At 46.0% G+C, this 16375-nt stretch carries 14 protein-coding genes; 6 read left to right on the plus strand and 8 right to left on the minus strand.

Annotation, left to right across the window (positions count from 1 at the left end; genetic code table 11):
- Window positions 1-503: 503 nt before the first annotated feature.
- The gene (locus tag GXO76_10885; protein NOY78359.1) at window positions 504-674 is read left to right on the plus strand and encodes a hypothetical protein; all 171 of its coding nucleotides are present in this window, start codon (window positions 504-506) and stop codon (window positions 672-674) included.
- Window positions 675-677: 3 nt separating this feature from the next.
- Entirely contained in the window at window positions 678-1832 is a 1155-nt protein-coding gene (locus GXO76_10890; protein ID NOY78360.1) for a hypothetical protein, read from the plus strand.
- A 126-nt stretch (window positions 1833-1958) separates the two neighbouring features.
- Here the strand turns inward: GXO76_10890 and GXO76_10895 are convergent, their stop codons facing one another.
- The 3 genes from GXO76_10895 to GXO76_10905 all read right to left on the minus strand — a co-directional run bounded on the left by GXO76_10895 (window position 1959) and on the right by GXO76_10905 (window position 6460).
- Complete coding sequence (locus GXO76_10895; GenBank protein NOY78361.1) at window positions 1959-3419, minus strand: tetratricopeptide repeat protein; 1461 nt, start codon at window positions 3417-3419, stop codon at window positions 1959-1961.
- Between the two features lie 94 nt (window positions 3420-3513).
- A complete protein-coding gene (locus tag GXO76_10900) occupies window positions 3514-5997 on the minus strand; it encodes a SpoIIE family protein phosphatase (GenBank protein NOY78362.1) in 2484 nt (827 codons plus the stop codon).
- 70 nt (window positions 5998-6067) lie between these two features.
- A complete protein-coding gene (locus GXO76_10905; GenBank protein ID NOY78363.1) occupies window positions 6068-6460 on the minus strand; it encodes a hypothetical protein in 393 nt (130 codons plus the stop codon).
- A gap of 369 nt (window positions 6461-6829) precedes the next feature.
- Between GXO76_10905 and GXO76_10910 the strand changes: the two genes are divergently transcribed.
- Both GXO76_10910 and GXO76_10915 read left to right on the plus strand, forming a co-directional pair.
- A complete protein-coding gene (locus GXO76_10910) occupies window positions 6830-8083 on the plus strand; it encodes an oligosaccharide flippase family protein (GenBank protein NOY78364.1) in 1254 nt (417 codons plus the stop codon).
- Window positions 8056-9294: a glycosyltransferase family 4 protein gene (locus GXO76_10915; protein ID NOY78365.1), complete on the plus strand. Its 1239-nt coding sequence runs from the start codon at window positions 8056-8058 to the stop codon at window positions 9292-9294. The genes GXO76_10910 and GXO76_10915 overlap by 28 nt, the downstream gene beginning before the upstream one ends.
- A gap of 150 nt (window positions 9295-9444) precedes the next feature.
- Here the strand turns inward: GXO76_10915 and GXO76_10920 are convergent, their stop codons facing one another.
- The 5 genes from GXO76_10920 to GXO76_10940 form a co-directional block, all read right to left on the minus strand.
- Complete coding sequence (locus tag GXO76_10920) at window positions 9445-10629, minus strand: hypothetical protein (protein ID NOY78366.1); 1185 nt, start codon at window positions 10627-10629, stop codon at window positions 9445-9447.
- Between the two features lie 65 nt (window positions 10630-10694).
- Entirely contained in the window at window positions 10695-12446 is a 1752-nt protein-coding gene (locus GXO76_10925) for a GNAT family N-acetyltransferase (protein ID NOY78367.1), read from the minus strand.
- A 151-nt stretch (window positions 12447-12597) separates the two neighbouring features.
- Window positions 12598-13065: a porin family protein gene (locus tag GXO76_10930; protein ID NOY78368.1), complete on the minus strand. Its 468-nt coding sequence runs from the start codon at window positions 13063-13065 to the stop codon at window positions 12598-12600.
- A gap of 12 nt (window positions 13066-13077) precedes the next feature.
- Window positions 13078-13761 (minus strand): hypothetical protein, encoded by a 684-nt coding sequence (locus GXO76_10935; GenBank protein NOY78369.1) that lies wholly within the window; start codon window positions 13759-13761, stop codon window positions 13078-13080.
- Window positions 13754-13960 carry a helix-turn-helix transcriptional regulator gene (locus tag GXO76_10940; GenBank protein NOY78370.1) on the minus strand — a complete coding sequence of 69 codons (207 nt, stop codon included), beginning with the start codon at window positions 13958-13960 and terminating at the stop codon, window positions 13754-13756. The genes GXO76_10935 and GXO76_10940 overlap by 8 nt, the downstream gene beginning before the upstream one ends.
- 467 nt (window positions 13961-14427) lie before the next feature.
- Between GXO76_10940 and GXO76_10945 the strand changes: the two genes are divergently transcribed.
- Together GXO76_10945 and GXO76_10950 are read left to right on the plus strand one after the other, a co-directional pair.
- On the plus strand, window positions 14428-15732 hold the full coding sequence (locus GXO76_10945; GenBank protein ID NOY78371.1) for a hypothetical protein: 1305 nt from the start codon (window positions 14428-14430) through the stop codon (window positions 15730-15732).
- 17 nt (window positions 15733-15749) lie between these two features.
- The coding region (locus GXO76_10950; protein NOY78372.1) for a ComF family protein at window positions 15750-16375 on the plus strand (626 nt) is incomplete at its 3' end.

Raw genomic sequence — 16375 nt, forward strand, 5'->3', positions numbered from 1 at the left:
AAAAGGAACCATTAAAGAATTTTGGGTAGGGCTCCGGCAAGAAGAACAGCTGTTGAAGTTGGTTCAAAAAACTGAAGGTTCTCACTAACAGAAAAGTTATCCACATATTTTTCACATGGATCGTTCGTTGCAATTAAGCTCAGAAATAATTAGTTAGACCCTTTTGAAGCCTGTTTGCCTGTGCTTGTGCGGTTCATTTGAAGCAGAAATTTATTGATGTGTAACTTATTAATAAACAAGAAGAAGCGTAGCTGTTGGAATTGTGTATGAAGGAAGGGCGGTATTTATCCGCTGTTTTTATTGAAGTAAAGCCGTTTTTGTCCTTGTCCCCATCATGTGACGGCAAAATGTGAAGTTATCCACATATTATTCACACTTTTCCACACAACGAGCAAGCCCATGAAATAAATCAGAATGCCAAACCCTTTCTTCGGCCGCTTGAAACCGCTTTAAAAACCACATGCGGCTTTCTGTGCGAGTCGTAGCATGGGGAGTTCTGTCCCTTGGGCTGGTTGCTTTTGAGCCGGTTTATCTCAGAACAGGGGTTTAGGAAAATTGAACCGGAAAAGGGTAAATGGCCGGATGCGAAAAAGGCTCCGGATGTTGTGGTGACGCAGAGAAATTACCTAAGAAAAGGGCTTGTTTCTTTGACCAAAATCGGCTATTTTGTTTAAGCCATGCGTACTCTTTTCAACTCTATTTTGCAGGTTATGATGCTTGTAATCGATACAGCCTTTCGGATTTTTAAAAACAAAGTATTTCAGGCAATTTTCTTTTTTCTGCTTTTGCCTCCTCTGGCCCTGTTTTCTGCAGATTCTCCTCACTGGGAAAAAAATCACGTACTGGATACTGCCATTAAACGGGGCATTGATGCCACGATTCTTCAAAACTATTCACTGGCCTATTCGGTTTTTGACAGTCTCATTGCCAAAAATCCGGACGATCCCCGGGGATATTTTTACAAGGCGGCAGCGATTCAATCGAAAATGATGGATCTGGAAGACTACAGCGAAGGAGATGTGTTTGAACGATATATTCAGAAGACAATTCGATTGTCGAATAGAATGATTCACAGCTACCCGGGGGATGGGTGGGGCTATTTTTATGCCGGGAGCGGGTACAGCTATTACGCACTTTATCTCATTCATGAAAAAAAATATTTCAAGGGAATTCGCCTGGCTCAAAAGGGAATGGGCCTATTGAATAGGGCTGTGTCCTTAGACAGTACGGTTTTTGATGCCTATCTCGGGATTGGAACCTATGAGTACTGGCGAAGCCGAAAGACAAAATTTTTAAAGTGGCTGCCCATTTTCCCGGATCGCACCAAAGATGGGATCCGAAAAATAAAGCTCGCCTTTCGGAAAAGCCGCTTTGCGCGCTCTGTTTCACTAAACGAACTGATCTGGGTTGAAATTGACCGTGGGAATTGGAAAGCCGCCATCGATTATGCCAGGCAGGGCCTGGAGCAGTACCCCGGAAGTCGTTTTTTTCTCTGGCCTTTGGCAGAAGCCTACTTTCGGGGCGGGTTTCATCACCAGGCTGCCAATGCCTTCGCGGATCTTCTGAAAACTTATGAAAAGGAAACGCTTTCCAATCATTACAATGAGGCAATTTGTGCTTATAAAGTGGCGATCAGTGCCTTTTTCGATCACGATTACGTGCGGTCAAAAAAATACTGCGAGATGTTTTTATCCTATGCCAGGTCCCCGAAAATTAAAAAGCGCCTGAATCGAAAAAAGAAGGAAATTCGGAAAATCCTGGAAGAAGACAAAAAAATTCTATCGCGAATCACGTTGAAGCCCGAGCAGAAAAACAATAGGAATTTGCCTTAAAACCGAACGCCGCCATTCCCCTCATTTGCGCAAAAAAGAGTGTGCCAGTTTCCATAAATAGAAACAACAAACGTGCGCGCTGCGCATAAACCCCTGATTCTCCCGTCAAACAGCCTGCCAAGCAAATTATTTTTGAAGTCGATGCCGGATTCTTGGAATGGCCCGATTCAGCAGCGTCTGCATGTCCCGGGTGTCTGGCGTTTCCTGATCTCTTGCGGAATAAATCTTAAAATAATGTTCGGCCGCCTGTTTCGCTTCCGCATAGTTCCCCTGGTCGTAATAAATTCTGGCTAAACTGAAGTAGGCATCTGTTGAATTGGGGTTGATTTTCAAGGCCCTATGAATGACTGCAAATGCAGAATCCGGTTCCCCATTCTTGTAATAGGCCCAGGATAAGTCTCTGACAATAAAAATCGAAGCGGCAGGGAATTTCTGAAAATCCAAAAAAAGAGGAATCGCGCGGGAATACTTACCCGTTTCCAGCGCTTTCTTGCCCACCAAATAATTAAAGATGAGTTTATAAGCCCGAGAATTCCTCTTTTGGGCCGAGGTGTCGGTTTGAATGTTTGTGAGGCACTGCTCAAGCAGTTGGTTATCGTGCAGCTTAAAGGCGTTTAATCCTTTTAGAAGAACCAAAACAGGAACCGTATATTTCGTTTGCTCAATCACCTGCAGTGATTTTTTATAATTCCCAATCTGATAATAGATAGTGGCCTGGAGGCCCGGCATCTGCAGGGAATACTCACTGTTTGAAGAGAGCGCTTCACCTTTTTTGAGGTAATCCAGGCTTTTTTGAAACATTCCCTTAAAAAAGTAGGCCTCTGCAAAATGATAACGAATGGCATCAGCCAAAATGGATCGCTCGGTGGCCAATTCCGGACGTATGGCGAGGGCCTTTTTGAATTCGGCAATCGCTTCATCATATCGGCCAATAAGCAGCAGCAATTCGCCCAGACTGTCGTGAGGATTGGCCTCGTCCGGAGCAATAAAAATATATTTTTTAAAATAGGCAATCGCCTCCGTCGTTTTTCCCTGTTGACTGGCCAGGTAGCCAAGCATGTTGTAGGCCATTGCGTAGTTGGGATTAATCTGCAAAATTCGTTTGAACTCCTGTTCAGCGGTTTTGTAATCCATTTTTCGCATAGCCATACCGGCCTTGGCAAGATGAGGCTCCACGGTATTATTATATTTCTGAAGAAGACTGTCCAGATAGGCTTCTCGCTTTTTTTCCGACGGGGCCAAATTCATAAAAATGATCCATCGTTCTCTTTCGGAAACCGTTGAGGCCAATTCTTTCGCCTTTTTCAGATACCGCTCTGCCAACCGTTTTTTATTGGTTTGGGATTTGTAGATTCCACCCAGGTACAGATAGGCCATTGCAAAGTTTGAATCCAAAGAAATCGCCTTGGCAAAATGAATTTCAGCTTCGTTGTTGTAGAATTTATTGGCGGCTTCTTTTCCCTCCAGAAATTCCTGGTAGGCTGCCTTCGAATGTGTGGTAACCGAACGCGGATTGTGAAAAAAAGCATACCACACCCCCCCTCCCAGTATAATCACAGCCAAAACATAAACTAGTTTTTTAAGCATATCCAGCTAATCCATCCAAGTTAAAAATTCGGGTTTCCGTTTTCAAGATGCAAATCCCTCTGCTCAGAATCTACGGGAATGGAGGGTGCATGTTTCAATGTGAACCTGCGACATCACTGATTTTCAGGAGAACCAGCGTAATGTCATCTCCCTGTGCGTTTCCGTTCAGGAAGGTTTCTATCTCATTCAAAACACCTGATTTCAAGCGTTCCAGGGAGCCGTTTGCGTGCGTCATTAAGGCCTTTCGGAGTCGCTCATCTCCAAAGAAATCGCCTTCTTTATTCATGGCTTCTGTTAAACCGTCCGTGTAAAAACAAAGAATATCGTTTTGTTTCAGTGAAAAACTCTTTTCATCGTAATGATAGGGCTGAATGGGGCCCAATGGGTAGCGGACGGCCGTTTGTTGAAGTTGGAGGACCACATTTTCCTCAGGCCGGACAATGAACGGCAGCGGATGTCCGGCACACGAGTAACGCAGGGATAATTCCTTCATGTCCAGAAGGCCGTAAAAGAGGGTGACAAAGATATTTTTTTCAAGCAATCCGTACAGCCGTTCACTGCTTTCACACAGCACTTCAGAAGGAAATTGGTGGTCTCTGGCTTCGGAGTGAATGATTTCTTTGGCCGCGACCATGGCAATGGCTCCGCTGATGCTTTTGGCTGAAACGTCGCCAATCGTGATTCCCATCTGATCTCTGTTTCGTGTAATTTCAATAAAATCATAAAAATCGCCGCCCACCTCCTGGGCAGGAATCGTGTGGGTCAAAATTTCTATTCCTTGAATGGACGGGTGGGTTGTCGGCAAAAGATGGTTTTGCATTTCAGAGGCGATCTTCAGGTCGCGGGTAATTTCTGCCTGATGAGTCAATTTTTGGTGAAGTGTGGCATTTTCAATGGCGATGGCTGTTTGATTGCCGAGGGTCTTCAGAAGCTGGATATCCTCTTTTGTGAAGGGTTCATTCCCTGGCCGTGAGCCAAGATTAATACTTCCAATCAGCTGATTTTCATATATAAGGGGGATGATAAGCTCACTGTTCACGCGTTGAAGCTCTGCCAGAATATTCTGGTTGGCGGTGTAAGGTTGAAGATCTCTTCGACGAATGGGTTTGCGTTCGGATTCCAGGAATTGAACCAGGGAGGAGTGTTTGTGAATAAAATCTGAAGGCCGGCCGCTGATTACAGGAAAGATCTGAAAATCGGAATTATTTGGATTTTTCACTGCGATCGAGACATGGTTGACGCGCAATGTTTCTTTTAATTTCTGGATAAGGAAATTAAGTAATTCATCCAATCTCAGAATTGAGATGATGGCTTCCGAAATTTCGTCCATCGTTTTGCGATAGTCGTATCTTTCCTTGAAAAACGTACGATCGACGATGGTTTGAATACGATCACGTAACGGATTAAAAAAATAAACGATAAGCAATGCCAGAACAAAAGGGAGGACGGGTGAGTTGGCGAGGCGGGTAAACGACGTGAGGGCGTCAACCGTTGCAATCAAAATAACGTACAGCAAAGAGATAACAAAGGTGGTCAGGGTGTAGACCACGCTTTTGTTGATGAGAATGTCAATATCCATCAATTGAAATCGGATAATGGCATAGGCAAAAGAAACGGGCAAAAAAACCATAGGAATGACGCCGGCCAGCAGGTATTGTGTATTTCCAAAAAAGGATCCCAGGATGACGCCGAAAATCAGGAAGGGAACCAATCCAAGAATAATTCCCCAGAGAATTACCCGCAGTTTTCGCCGAGTCTCAAAATCGGTGGCTTCCAGAAAAGTCCGGCTGAAACTGAAAATCCCCAGCGTAAAATAAATCACCAAAAGAGCCCAGCTCAGAGACGATTTGAGGATGAAGGGGGTTGGGAATTGTCCGAAATAGGAGAAAAAGTCAGGCAGGAATAAAAGTGCCGGGAGGAAATAAACCAGATAAAGGATTTTGGGATTTTTCTCAAGCCAGGGTTTGGGTTTGGGAAAAATCAGAAAAAAATGCAGAAAAAAGGCCGGCAAAAGGAACAGGGAAAATGTCCCGGCGCTGTGCACAAACCAATCGACCCAATAATAGGAGTGAGGCCGGAGGCTGCAGACCAGAAACAGAAAGAACGATGTGCTCATCAGGAAAAAAAGCCGGGCGGCCGCGTCTTCGGATTTAAACAGAAAAACCAGCAGCCCGACCAGGAAAAAAATTAATCCGATAACGGCGTAGTAGTAATAGGATGTGCTGACTAATCGATATTTCCCCAGAGTCAGTGAGACGGTAAAAATGGACGTTCCGCGCTGAATCAGGTAGGGAATGGTTTGACCGATTTTTTGTTTCATTAAAACGGTGGCCGCGTCGGAGGGGAATTTTACAATTTGGTGGGCAATGCCCAAAATACTGTCTCCTTTTTGCAGAGCGGCCTGTGCGGCCGGACCGCCGGGAGCGATCTCTACGATTTGCAAATTGCCCTTTTGGTAGGATGAGGTGATTCCGTCGTACGGCTTCTGAAAAAACATGTCAGCAATGCTGAGAGTGGCGATCGCAAGGGCAATAATCGCAAATAGCAGAAATGCGTATTTTCGTGTTTGAGATGACATAAAATCACGCGTTTTTTTGCTCTAATTCGCTTAGAGGTTTTTCCTTCGGAGTATCGTCAAAAACTCGAAACTAATTTGTACCAAACATTCGCAGTTCACGCTGCCGCTGGTTAATGTACTGAAATAGCTTTTTCTCGCCCGAATAGGGCAATTGAAGAAATTCGATAGCCATTACCGGCGGCTTTACCTCAGCATCCCAATCATAGCGGCGGATAATCCCCCGTGCCTGGATTTTGCCTTGTGCGGGGATTTCCAGTTCAATAAAATCTAAATTCTGACCAATCGGGGGAGTGGTTTTTTTCTCAGGCAGGCGAAAGGCGATTCCTCCCAAACTTACATCTTTTACCTGATCAACTTCCAGAACAGTGTCTTGAAAGGAAACCGCCACCCGGATCGGGTTTGTTTGGGCCGGATGAACGCGCAGATACCGCCGTCTTTCGGCTTCTCGAGATGATTCTGGCATTATTCCCTCCAAAAAATCAATTTATTTTATTATTGACCCTCCCTCCGGCCTCCTCGCTGAGATCAGGGAGGAGTCACGGGGTGGGTTCAGAAGGCCGGGTTCTATTTTCAAAAAGAGTATCTTTTCCACAAAAATTCCAGTAGAACCAATTTGTTTTCCGAATCTGGGTTAAATTAACCCAAAACTTGTTCAAAAATCAAGTTTTTCTTTTCTTCCGTGAATGAAAAATTAGATAGGAAAAAATGAAAATAATTCATATATTAAATTCTGATCCGGATTTGAAATGTGAAAAATAGGTGCATTGGATCCCATACGGGCAAGAATGCCGTTGGATTTTTCAGACAAGCCATTTGCAGGAACAGGGATTTTATGGGCTTCATCAGAAATTTTGCTGTAACACTTTTTTCTCAGGGTTTGGTTTTTGTCGCTGGATTTTTAAATGGGGTAATTATTGCCCGCGCTCTGGGTCGCACGGGTCGGGGAGAGTACGGTCTGGTCGTTTTTCTGGCAACGGTTCTTTTGGTGCTTTTTGGTGAAGGAGTACACCGGGCAAATGTGTATCTTACCAGCCGGGATAAATCAGATGATAATATTTCCAAACTTTTTTCAAACTCCGTAGCCTATTGGGCCATTATTTTCCTTGTTTTTTCAGGCCTCCTGTTTCTTCCCGGGCGGTTGTACCAATTTGTTTTTCCGGGCCTGAACCCCCTGTATGTTCGGATCGGTATTGGCGTCGCCCTTTTTTTTATTTTTAATAGAAGCATTCAGGGTATTTTTTTGGGGCTGCAGCAATTCTGGCATTACAACCTTTCGTATATCGGCCCCACACTCGTCTTTTTTGTTCTCAATGCCATTTTCTTTTTTACCATTAGCCAAATGACGACCCGGCTGGTTCTTACGAATTATTTTGCAGCCATGAGTGTGGTTTTTGTTATTTCTTTGATTATTTTCAGACGCGAGCACCGAATCCATTTTCGTCCGAATATTGGGCAGTTTTTTCGGGACCTGTCCATCCGAAGCCGGGCCACTCTGGCTTACCTGATGATCTACCTTTTAATTCAGTCCAATTTGTACATTGTGAACTACAAAGTGGGCCTGGCCCAGGCCGGCCTTTTTGCCGTGGCGATGAACATTGCAAATCTCATCCAGCGGGTGCCAAATGTGGCAGGAACCGTGCTTTTCCCGAAGGTCTCCGAAAGCAGGGGAAGCTATCAGATGAACCTCACCCTGCGGGTTACGGGAGTGGCCTTTTTGATCGGAATTTCTCTGGCTGTATTTTTTTACTTTTTTGGTGAACAGCTCATTGTTTATTTTTACAAAGAAACGTTTCGCCCTTCCTACCATGCCCTGATGTGGCTTTTCCCGGGAATCCTGATGATGAGTGTTGCCTCCATTCTGAACATTAATCTTTGGGGACGAGGATTTCCGCGGGTTTCAATCATTGCGCCCTTTCTGGGAGTCGTGGTGGATGTTACATTTTGCTTGATTTTTATTCCGAAGCGCGGAATTATTGGAGCTGCTCAGGCAGCATCATTGGGATTTGGCACGTTTGCTGTCATTATCATTGGATATTTTTTATGGACTTATCGGAAAAAGTGGAAAAGCATCGAACTCGGCCTCTGAAAATTCTTTACATCTCCCAATATTTTCCCCCTGAAGTAGGTGCTACCCAATCGCGGGCATTTGACATGGCCTATTATTTGTCCGAGCGGGGGCATCAGGTCACGGTGATTGGAGAATTTCCCAATCATCCCCGGGGAATTGTGCCCCGGGAATACCGGAACAAATTTTGGGAACGTGTGAAATTGGAAAATTTCGCCGTATGCCGTACCTGGGTTTACGCTTCCCCCGAAAAAAGCTTCTTAAAACGAATGCTTTTTTATGTGAGTTTTGCCCTGTCTTCGTTGGTAGCAGGTCTTTTTATTCGCGGATCCTTCGATATAGTTTACGCCACATCGCCTCCACTTTTTGTGGGGGTAAGCGGGTATGTTCTGAGCCGACTGAAAAACGCGAAATTTGTGTTTGAAGTCCGGGATTTGTGGCCGGATTCGGCGGTGGCTCTGGGAGAATTGAACAATGCCCGTTTTATTCGATGGGCCAGAACGCTCGAAGAATTCTTCTACCGGAAGGCCCAAAAAATTGTTGTGGTTACTGCCGGCATCCGGGAAGCCCTGCTGCGCAGAAAACTATCGCCGCAAAAAATTTGCCTGGTCAAAAATGGAACGAATACCCGTTATTTCAGGAACGTTGGGGCCGGGGTAAAAGAACAGCTTGGCCTGCAAAATAAATTTGTTGTGGGATATTTTGGAATTTTGGGGCTGGCCCAGGGAATGGAATTTCTTTGTGAAGTGATTGAGAAAATGAAATCATACGAGGACATTCACTTCATCTTTGTGGGGGAAGGGCCCAAGAAACAGACTGTCGAGGCGTTGAAATCCCAAAAAAAACTAACCAATTTAACTCTTCTGGGGGAAGTTCCGCGAGAAAAAATTGCCGGGTACATTTCTGCGTGCGATGTGAGTCTGGTTCCGCTTCGAAAAAAGGAATTGTTTACCGGAGCCTTGCCCTCCAAAATGTTTGACACGATGGCCTGCGAACGCCCTGTCATTCTGAGTGTGGAAGGAGAGGCGCGACATGTTTTGCAGGAATCCGGTGCGGGTATTTTTGTAGAACCGGAAAACGCCGGACAAATGATTTCCGCCATCCTTCACTTGAAATCGGATCCCCGGATGCGTGAAGAGATGGGAAAAAACGGCCTTCGGTTCGTTGAAAAAAAGTTTTCCAGAAAAGCCCTCGCCGGGGAGTTGGAGGCCTGCTTGTTGGAACTATTTTAAACGGAATCAACCACGATCATCCACCCTCGAATGCAGGACGGCAATTCCCACGAATTTTCACCAAGGAACACATACTCTTGAAATAGAACAGTCAGAATTTGGTGCAATGATTTTCAGATGTGCGGACAGGCACCTTTTGTATTTGTTTCCCTACGAAAAATGGTTTTGATCACAGCAGTAGGTCTTACAAACAAGGGTTTTCAGTTTGTCTGACGCACGTTCGATATCTGCCGACGAGTCGTACCGGGGAGCGGATATCCGGTAATTCCGATAGTCCTCCAGATAGTTTGGGTTTTTTCCATCTTCCAGAGCAGAGATTATGTTGACCATTTCCCGGGCCGTTGCGTAGTGGAGAATGGCGTTCGTACCGTCGTTGTAAGCCGATTCCAGATACGCGAAAATAAAATCCATTTCTTCTCCCAAAGCTGCCTGTGCGTAAACCGAACCGTGGGTGTGGGTTTTCACAAAAACAACGTTCGGAACCCCAACAATGTGAATGCCCGTGCGGATCCAGGCGTCAATGCGCCGCGGGGTAACCTGCGGATCGCCGTCAATGGCATCCCCGAAAATACGAAGTCCCAACGGGGTGCTTTTCTTCCAGAATGGATAAACAGGCCCCTGAACAAGCATGAGTCCGGGGCCGCGCTTTCGGTTTTTGGCGACTCGCACTCCCGTGTTGTGGCTTTTCGGCTTGTGGGGATTGTCTCTAACGTAATAGATGGAATTGATCTGTGCGGGATTCGATTCATTCAGAGAAGGAAAGGTGAAATCCGCATAACAGCCCGTTTTTTCAAGAATCTCAATCTCGTTGTTTACACCGCAATACTTTCCGTGACGGGAATTGTCCAGTGCCCAATCACCATGAATAAACGCGTATTTTTTCTGCCCCTTTTCTTCGCCGAAAATGCCAAACATGGAGTACTCCTCCACGCATTGGCGAAGGGTTTTTTCGAGATTTTCGGATGTATCCGGACGAACCGTTCCGTGGTGCAGGTGAAGTTCGATTTCACCGTACCCGGCTTCGCATAATGAGACTAATTTTTTCAGCGCGTAAAATCGGTGGTAGTGGGGCGGGAAAAACCAGGTTCGTTTGGGCAGATTTCCTGCATGGTCGGCATGTTCCTTCACCAGCTCGGGATATCGTTTGAGAAGGGTGTCCACCCGCTCGATTTCGGTTTTGGGGTCTGCCTGACCGCTTCCGGGTTCGTAGTGGTCGACGGTTGCGAAAACAATGTGCAGGGGTTTCTTTTTTGCAACACGCACCCGGCTTTTGTAATCGGCGAGGTATCTGGCGAGCGTGCGCAGAGTGAATGAGATTTTGAAAAGAGTATTCATGAGGTGTTCTTCGTTTCCGAATTCAGATGTGTTTGGATTCGTGTCCCTTAGTGTAGCCGCATCCTTTACGGATGCGATCGGGAAACACACGCAGGCATAAAGCCTGCGGTTACTTCGGGAATTTCTGATTTGTTCAAAGGCTCAAAACCCATCTCACGGGCCACTTTACTTAAATCGGCTCTTTTACTTGAAAGAATAAGAAAAATGGGATTTTCCGCAGGAGACAAATGGTCGTTCACCATTTTTGTCAGCACCTGCGAAAATACTTTGGACGATTTTACTTGAGGATTCACATAAAAATCGTGAAGGACGAGTACCTCATTGTTTTCCCCAATGCCTGAACGGTTTGCCGATAGTGAACCTCCTTTAACCCGTGAGAGCCGGCCGGCCCACCCATACGCAGTGAGGACGCCATTTTTCACGACAGTGTAGGAGATTTCGCCCCGGGAATAGTGGGCCAGAGCCTCCCGAAGGATATCCGCCCGGATTCGCCAGGGGGAGGTGCTCCGAAACAGCATGAAATCGGCATAGCGCTGCGTGTGAACCCCTTTTGAATCGGTTAAATGGTTTTTGTGACCTGTTCCCGGTGCGAGCCTAAAATAGCGGTCTTTTTTCCGCTTGAAAAGCCGGGAACTCACGTGCACGAAGGTCTCGGACCACCCGCTATTCCGGGCTCTCTTTTGAAAATCGTAAAGTTTGGCCACTTTTTGCTTGATGCCTTTGGGATTGATTCGCAGGGCCAATACCAGATATTTGACCGTTTTTCTGAGCAAATCACTGACGTCCCTGAGAAGTTTATCGCGTCGATTGAAATAAAATGTGGGCTCAACAACCTCGTGATGATCACTGCCCAGGCGGGCCTTGTATTCGTCCTCGCCGGGCGTTAAATCAAACCGAGTGAAACCTTCTTGCCTGAGCAACTCGATAAGTTTAACAAATAAAACGGTTCCCGGAGAATTCCTGCTTTCAACCGGATCGTAAGCGGTGAGTCCCAGATAAACCGTGGAGTCATCGCAGGCGCCAAAATGGTAAGCAATGGGCTCGTCGTTCAGCCATAAAATGCTGAAATGGTTGTTCTGCGGATAGCGCATTCGGGCAATGTAAAACTTCTTTTTATTCGGATCGTTTTCAAAGGGTGCTTCTCCATGAATGGCTTCCTGCCTGAAATCACATTGTGCAGCGAGACTGTCAAACCACCTTTCTGCTTTTTCTCTGCTTGTGATTCGTTCAAGATGGAAATATCCCCTTTTTTTGTACCGATTTATCTTGCTTTTGATTGATTTGTTCCGCATAATTTTTTTGATTTTCTCTTCGGCCCTCAAATCCAGAAAAGGGGGGCGTTGCCGAATGTATTTTACAAAAATTCCGTTTTGTGCGAGTTTCTTTGAATGGAGCCAATCGATGTGTGCCCCGGGAGGTATCCACCGCCAGGTCCATTGGCGAGGGTGGAACTCGTTCTTTATGGCAATCATGGCTTCAACAAGAAAATTACGTTCAAGATGTTCCTCGCAGATCCATCCGTGGTACTCGCCCTGCCAATCTCCTGCGTGGGCCAGGCGGCCGTCGTTTCTGGAAAACGACAGAGGAATAAGACCGATCAGTCTGCTTTCGGCGTCGTAACCCAGTACCAGAACCGGCTCGTGTGTGTTAAGGTAGTGCTCATACCACGTCAGAACAAAGGGGGGCTCCTGAATAACGGTTGTCATTTTCTGGCGCAAGCTCAGGCTTTGCCAGGATGCAAGAAAATCGGAATCCGTCAGTGTGTTGAAGACGTCCTTTCCCCTTAAAATGCGAATGGTTACATGAACAGAGGACAATTAGACGCGCCTTTAAATTTAATCCGTACTTTGGCCAGTTGTTGGTCTTTTTTATTAGGAAAAAGAATTCTTACTGCTTTTATCGGCAGAAAACGGCTATTTAGTGAATGTGGCCCTCGTGCAAATGAGATCTAATGTCACCGAAAGAGGATTACCACTTCCGACTGTAAATCCCACTGATTCCGATAAGAGGAACCATTTTTTTCCGGGCGGCGAAATAGGCCGGCCAAATTTCCAGGCCAAATTGATTTTTCTCGCTGCGGGTGTACAGGATTCCCGTGGGAAACTTTAACAGGGTCAGGTGGGCCCAGCCCTTTTTGGGATCGGTTGTCAGCATGAAATCGGGGCCGATGCCCACGTAGGGGCGAATGGTTTTCCCCGGCAAAAAGGAGTACTGGTAATTGGCATGGATGCCCGGCACAAAATGCCATTTTTCAACGCCCAGATAGATCCCCGCACGCAGTGCGGAATGACGGTTGAAATCGTAGTGGTAGTCAATCCCATAAAGAATGGTGCCACTCAGTGTGATACTGAAATCAATGCGGCTGTTCTGAGCGTGACTCGGTGCGGCGAAAATTGCCGTCAGGGCCAGAAAAAGCACGATAATTGTCTTTTTCATACGTCACCTCGCTTATTTGTTTGGTGGATGTGTTGACAGGGTTTCGATCAGAATAAAGATACCGCTTAGCAAAAGGGGCAGAGGCAGAATGACGAACATCATTAGTTTGGTAGATGCCGGCATTCCGGAATGAAAAAAGAAAAAAATCGCGAAAATCCCTTCGAATAAAAAGAGACTGCTCCCAATGATCGGCCAGCGAATTGATGCAAGGGCCGTCCCGATGATAAATAGTCCGATCAGACTCTCAATGAGCCCGGCGAATGTCAATCCGTGGCCCAGTAGGGTGAATAACAACCAGAACCCGCCAAAAATCAGACCAATGACAATACCGCTTTGTTTAAGGCTTTTAAGGATGGCCAATTGGGCAAAAAAATAGAAAGCGGGTGGAATAACCAGAAGCAGGACCCAGTCGGGCGGAATGCCCTGTTTGAATTCGGGATACCTGAAAATGAATGCCAGAACAAGAAGGGTGTACGTTAAAAAGAAGCTGAGATTCCCCACTTTTAGTGAAAGTAAAATTTCCCGCTCATCGCGATCGTGAAGTCTGCCCAGGAACCGTAAGAGGTTGTTGGTGAAAAATAAAGGCAATAAAAGCAGCAGGACCACCGGCCAGCGGGAAAGGCCAATCAACAAAATAAAAATGGACATCAGACTGGCAAAAGCCGTGCCCACCCGGGGGGTAAGAGTCTTAAACATCGCTCTCCTCCAACTGAAAAAGTGATTCAACTGTTGTGTTCAGCACGCGGGCCAGTTTAAGAGCCAGCAAAACCGAAGGATTGTATTTTCCCTTTTCAATGGCGATAATGGTCTGGCGGCTCACACCCACCTTTTGCGCGATTTCTTCCTGCGTCAGTTCATCTGCTAAAAAACGGTGTTTTCGAAGCGTATTTTTCATTGTCCATTGCGATTCCGAGCTTAGAGGTTGTTTCCCACGAATTTTACGAAGAACCTCGAATGGCTTTTATTAATATCACGATAAAACGTTATTTGCGCCATTGACGGTTTTGACACTGAATCGAGTATTATTTCAATTCCAGGGATTCCACTCATTTTCAGAATAAAATGTAAAGTATCTTTTACAAAATGTCAAGTATTATTTTCATTTCTTGTAATTTTTTTGCCGTATTTCTTTATGAACGGGTTTCTTTGGGCGAAAAGCCGGAAACTTTTCCTTGATTTATTTGGAAAAAATAAGTAATTTAAATCGGTTTTTATCCGTTTTTCTCTCATTGTCACACCGGATATTTTTTGTGTTGATGAAAAAGATATTTGGACAGGTAGATTTAAATCACAAACTCACGGTTCGAAATCGATAGTCACACGCGTCAACAATACCATTCATTTAAATAAGGAGGCACGTCAATGAAAAAAATAAGGTTAATGGGTGTTCTTTTTATTGTGCTTGCCAGTTTTTTAGCCACCAGCGCATTTGCCCAATTCGGGTTGATGAATCTGAATCGGAAGGCTCAGGAGGGATTGCTAAACGGGGGGATCGGTTTAACAACCATTGACGGCGAGAGCTATTTTACGATTAACCTTCGTCCGGAAATTGCGTTTGGTAAATGGGGGCTGGGGCTGAATGTCAATTTGCTTTACAGTACCAAAACCGGTCATATCCGTACCAAGGACTGGAATGAAAAATATGATTATCTTCGAATGATTCGATACGTCCGTTACGGCTGGAAAGGGGATAAATTCTACACCCGCGTGGGGGCTCTGGATGCCGCCCGGCTTGGACATGGATTTATTATGAATTATTACACCAACCAGGCCAGTTACGACGATCGCAAGGTGGGTCTGGCTCTGGATGTGGACATGGGCTTTGTGGGGTTTGAGTCCATGACGAGCAACCTTGCCCGGCTGGAACTGATCGGGGGACGCGGGTACATTCGACCGCTTCACTACTCGGGTGTCCCCATTCTCAAAAATCTGGCCTTTGGCGCAACTTACGTGACGGACACCGATCCGGACGGAAACCGGGCTACAAAGGATGCCGTGGCTGAGTACGGCGCCGATGTCGAGCTGCCCATTATTAATTGGCCGATTTTGTGGATGGGTGTGTACGGGGACTATGCGAAAATCAAGGATTACGGTTCGGGGAAAGCCGTGGGTATTGGGGTTCAGATCAAAAACTTGTTGGGGCTGCTTTCAGTAGAAGCCAATCTGGAACGCCGATTTCTGGGAGAAAAATTTCTGGCCAGCTATTTTGACGCCTTTTATGAAGTGTACCGTTATTTGCCAAACGGAGCGGGCAGGGGCATTGAAAAAGTGGCCTCTCTTGATACCATTACAACCGAGACCAAAGGGATTTATGGGTCGCTGTACGGCAAAATCCTCGGAACCATTGAACTCATGGGAAGTTTCCAGCGGTTAGATGCCCGGCCCAAAAGCGGTATTTTGCATTTGAGTGCAGACGCCACAAAACTAATCCCTGTGCTGGCGCTGCATGCGTCGTATGATAAAATGAGCATCGAAACGGCTAAGGATGTATTTACGCTGGACAATCGCTCCATTGCCCGTGTGGGAGTCGGCTACAAGATAAAGCCTTACCTGATTGTTTACGTCGATTACATCTGGAGTTTTGTTCTGGATGAAAAAGAAAACGTGTACAAACCTCAGGAACGCATCGAACCGAGGCTGTCGCTTAATTATCCTTTTTCGTTCTGATGACGTTACGGGGGGACATGTTTCAGTGGGCAAAAACGCCGTTCTCATGGCTTCTTGATTTTGTTTACCCGCCAACCTGCCTGGTGTGTAAGGAGGTCGTTGAAAATGGCGATCCCATTTGTCGGTCATGTTTTTCGAAAATTCAGCCTTTTGATGAAGCAGAGAAGCTGGAGACTCTTTGGATTTCCCGCCACAAAACCCATCCCATTTATCTGGATGGGTTTTTGGCGGGTTTTTATTTTGAATCCAATCTGCAAGAATTGCTGCATTTGCTGAAGTATCAAAAAGAGAGGCGACTGGGAACCTTTTTTGGCAGGTGGCTGGGGAGACATCTGTCAACCCAGCTACGCGAGTGGAAAATTGATTGGATTGTTCCCGTGCCTTTGCATCCGCGCAAACGGCGGAAAAGGGGGTACAATCAAAGTGAATTGATTGCCAGGGGGGTGGCTGCTGAAAATGCAATGACACATATTCAAAATGCTTTGAAACGCACGCGAAATACACCCACCAACACGGGCCTTTCAGCGGTGGAGCGGATTCGCAATGTATCGGGTGCCTTTGTTGCCAACCCCCGCCTTCATTTTTCAGGAAAACGAATTGTGTTGATTGATGACGTAATTACCACGGGGTCAACCCTGAACGC

It is taken from the genome of Calditrichota bacterium, from assembly GCA_013151735.1.
In the GTDB taxonomy this organism is placed as follows: Bacteria; Zhuqueibacterota; JdFR-76; order JdFR-76; family BMS3Abin05; genus BMS3Abin05.

Excerpts from the sequence above, each read along its gene's own strand:
- GXO76_10935 (NOY78369.1), bottom strand. The coding sequence starts at position 13,761 with ATGTTTAAGACTCTTACCCCCCGGGTGGGCACGGCTTTTGCCAGTCTG.
- GXO76_10930 (NOY78368.1), bottom strand. The coding sequence starts at position 13,065 with ATGAAAAAGACAATTATCGTGCTTTTTCTGGCCCTGACGGCAATTTTC.
- GXO76_10920 (NOY78366.1), bottom strand. The coding sequence starts at position 10,629 with ATGAATACTCTTTTCAAAATCTCATTCACTCTGCGCACGCTCGCCAGA.
- GXO76_10905 (NOY78363.1), bottom strand. The coding sequence starts at position 6,460 with ATGCCAGAATCATCTCGAGAAGCCGAAAGACGGCGGTATCTGCGCGTT.
- GXO76_10895 (NOY78361.1), bottom strand. The coding sequence starts at position 3,419 with ATGCTTAAAAAACTAGTTTATGTTTTGGCTGTGATTATACTGGGAGGG.
- GXO76_10910 (NOY78364.1), top strand. The coding sequence starts at position 6,830 with ATGGGCTTCATCAGAAATTTTGCTGTAACACTTTTTTCTCAGGGTTTG.
- GXO76_10940 (NOY78370.1), bottom strand. The coding sequence starts at position 13,960 with ATGAAAAATACGCTTCGAAAACACCGTTTTTTAGCAGATGAACTGACG.
- GXO76_10945 (NOY78371.1), top strand. The coding sequence starts at position 14,428 with ATGAAAAAAATAAGGTTAATGGGTGTTCTTTTTATTGTGCTTGCCAGT.
- GXO76_10900 (NOY78362.1), bottom strand. The coding sequence starts at position 5,997 with ATGTCATCTCAAACACGAAAATACGCATTTCTGCTATTTGCGATTATT.
- GXO76_10890 (NOY78360.1), top strand. The coding sequence starts at position 678 with ATGCGTACTCTTTTCAACTCTATTTTGCAGGTTATGATGCTTGTAATC.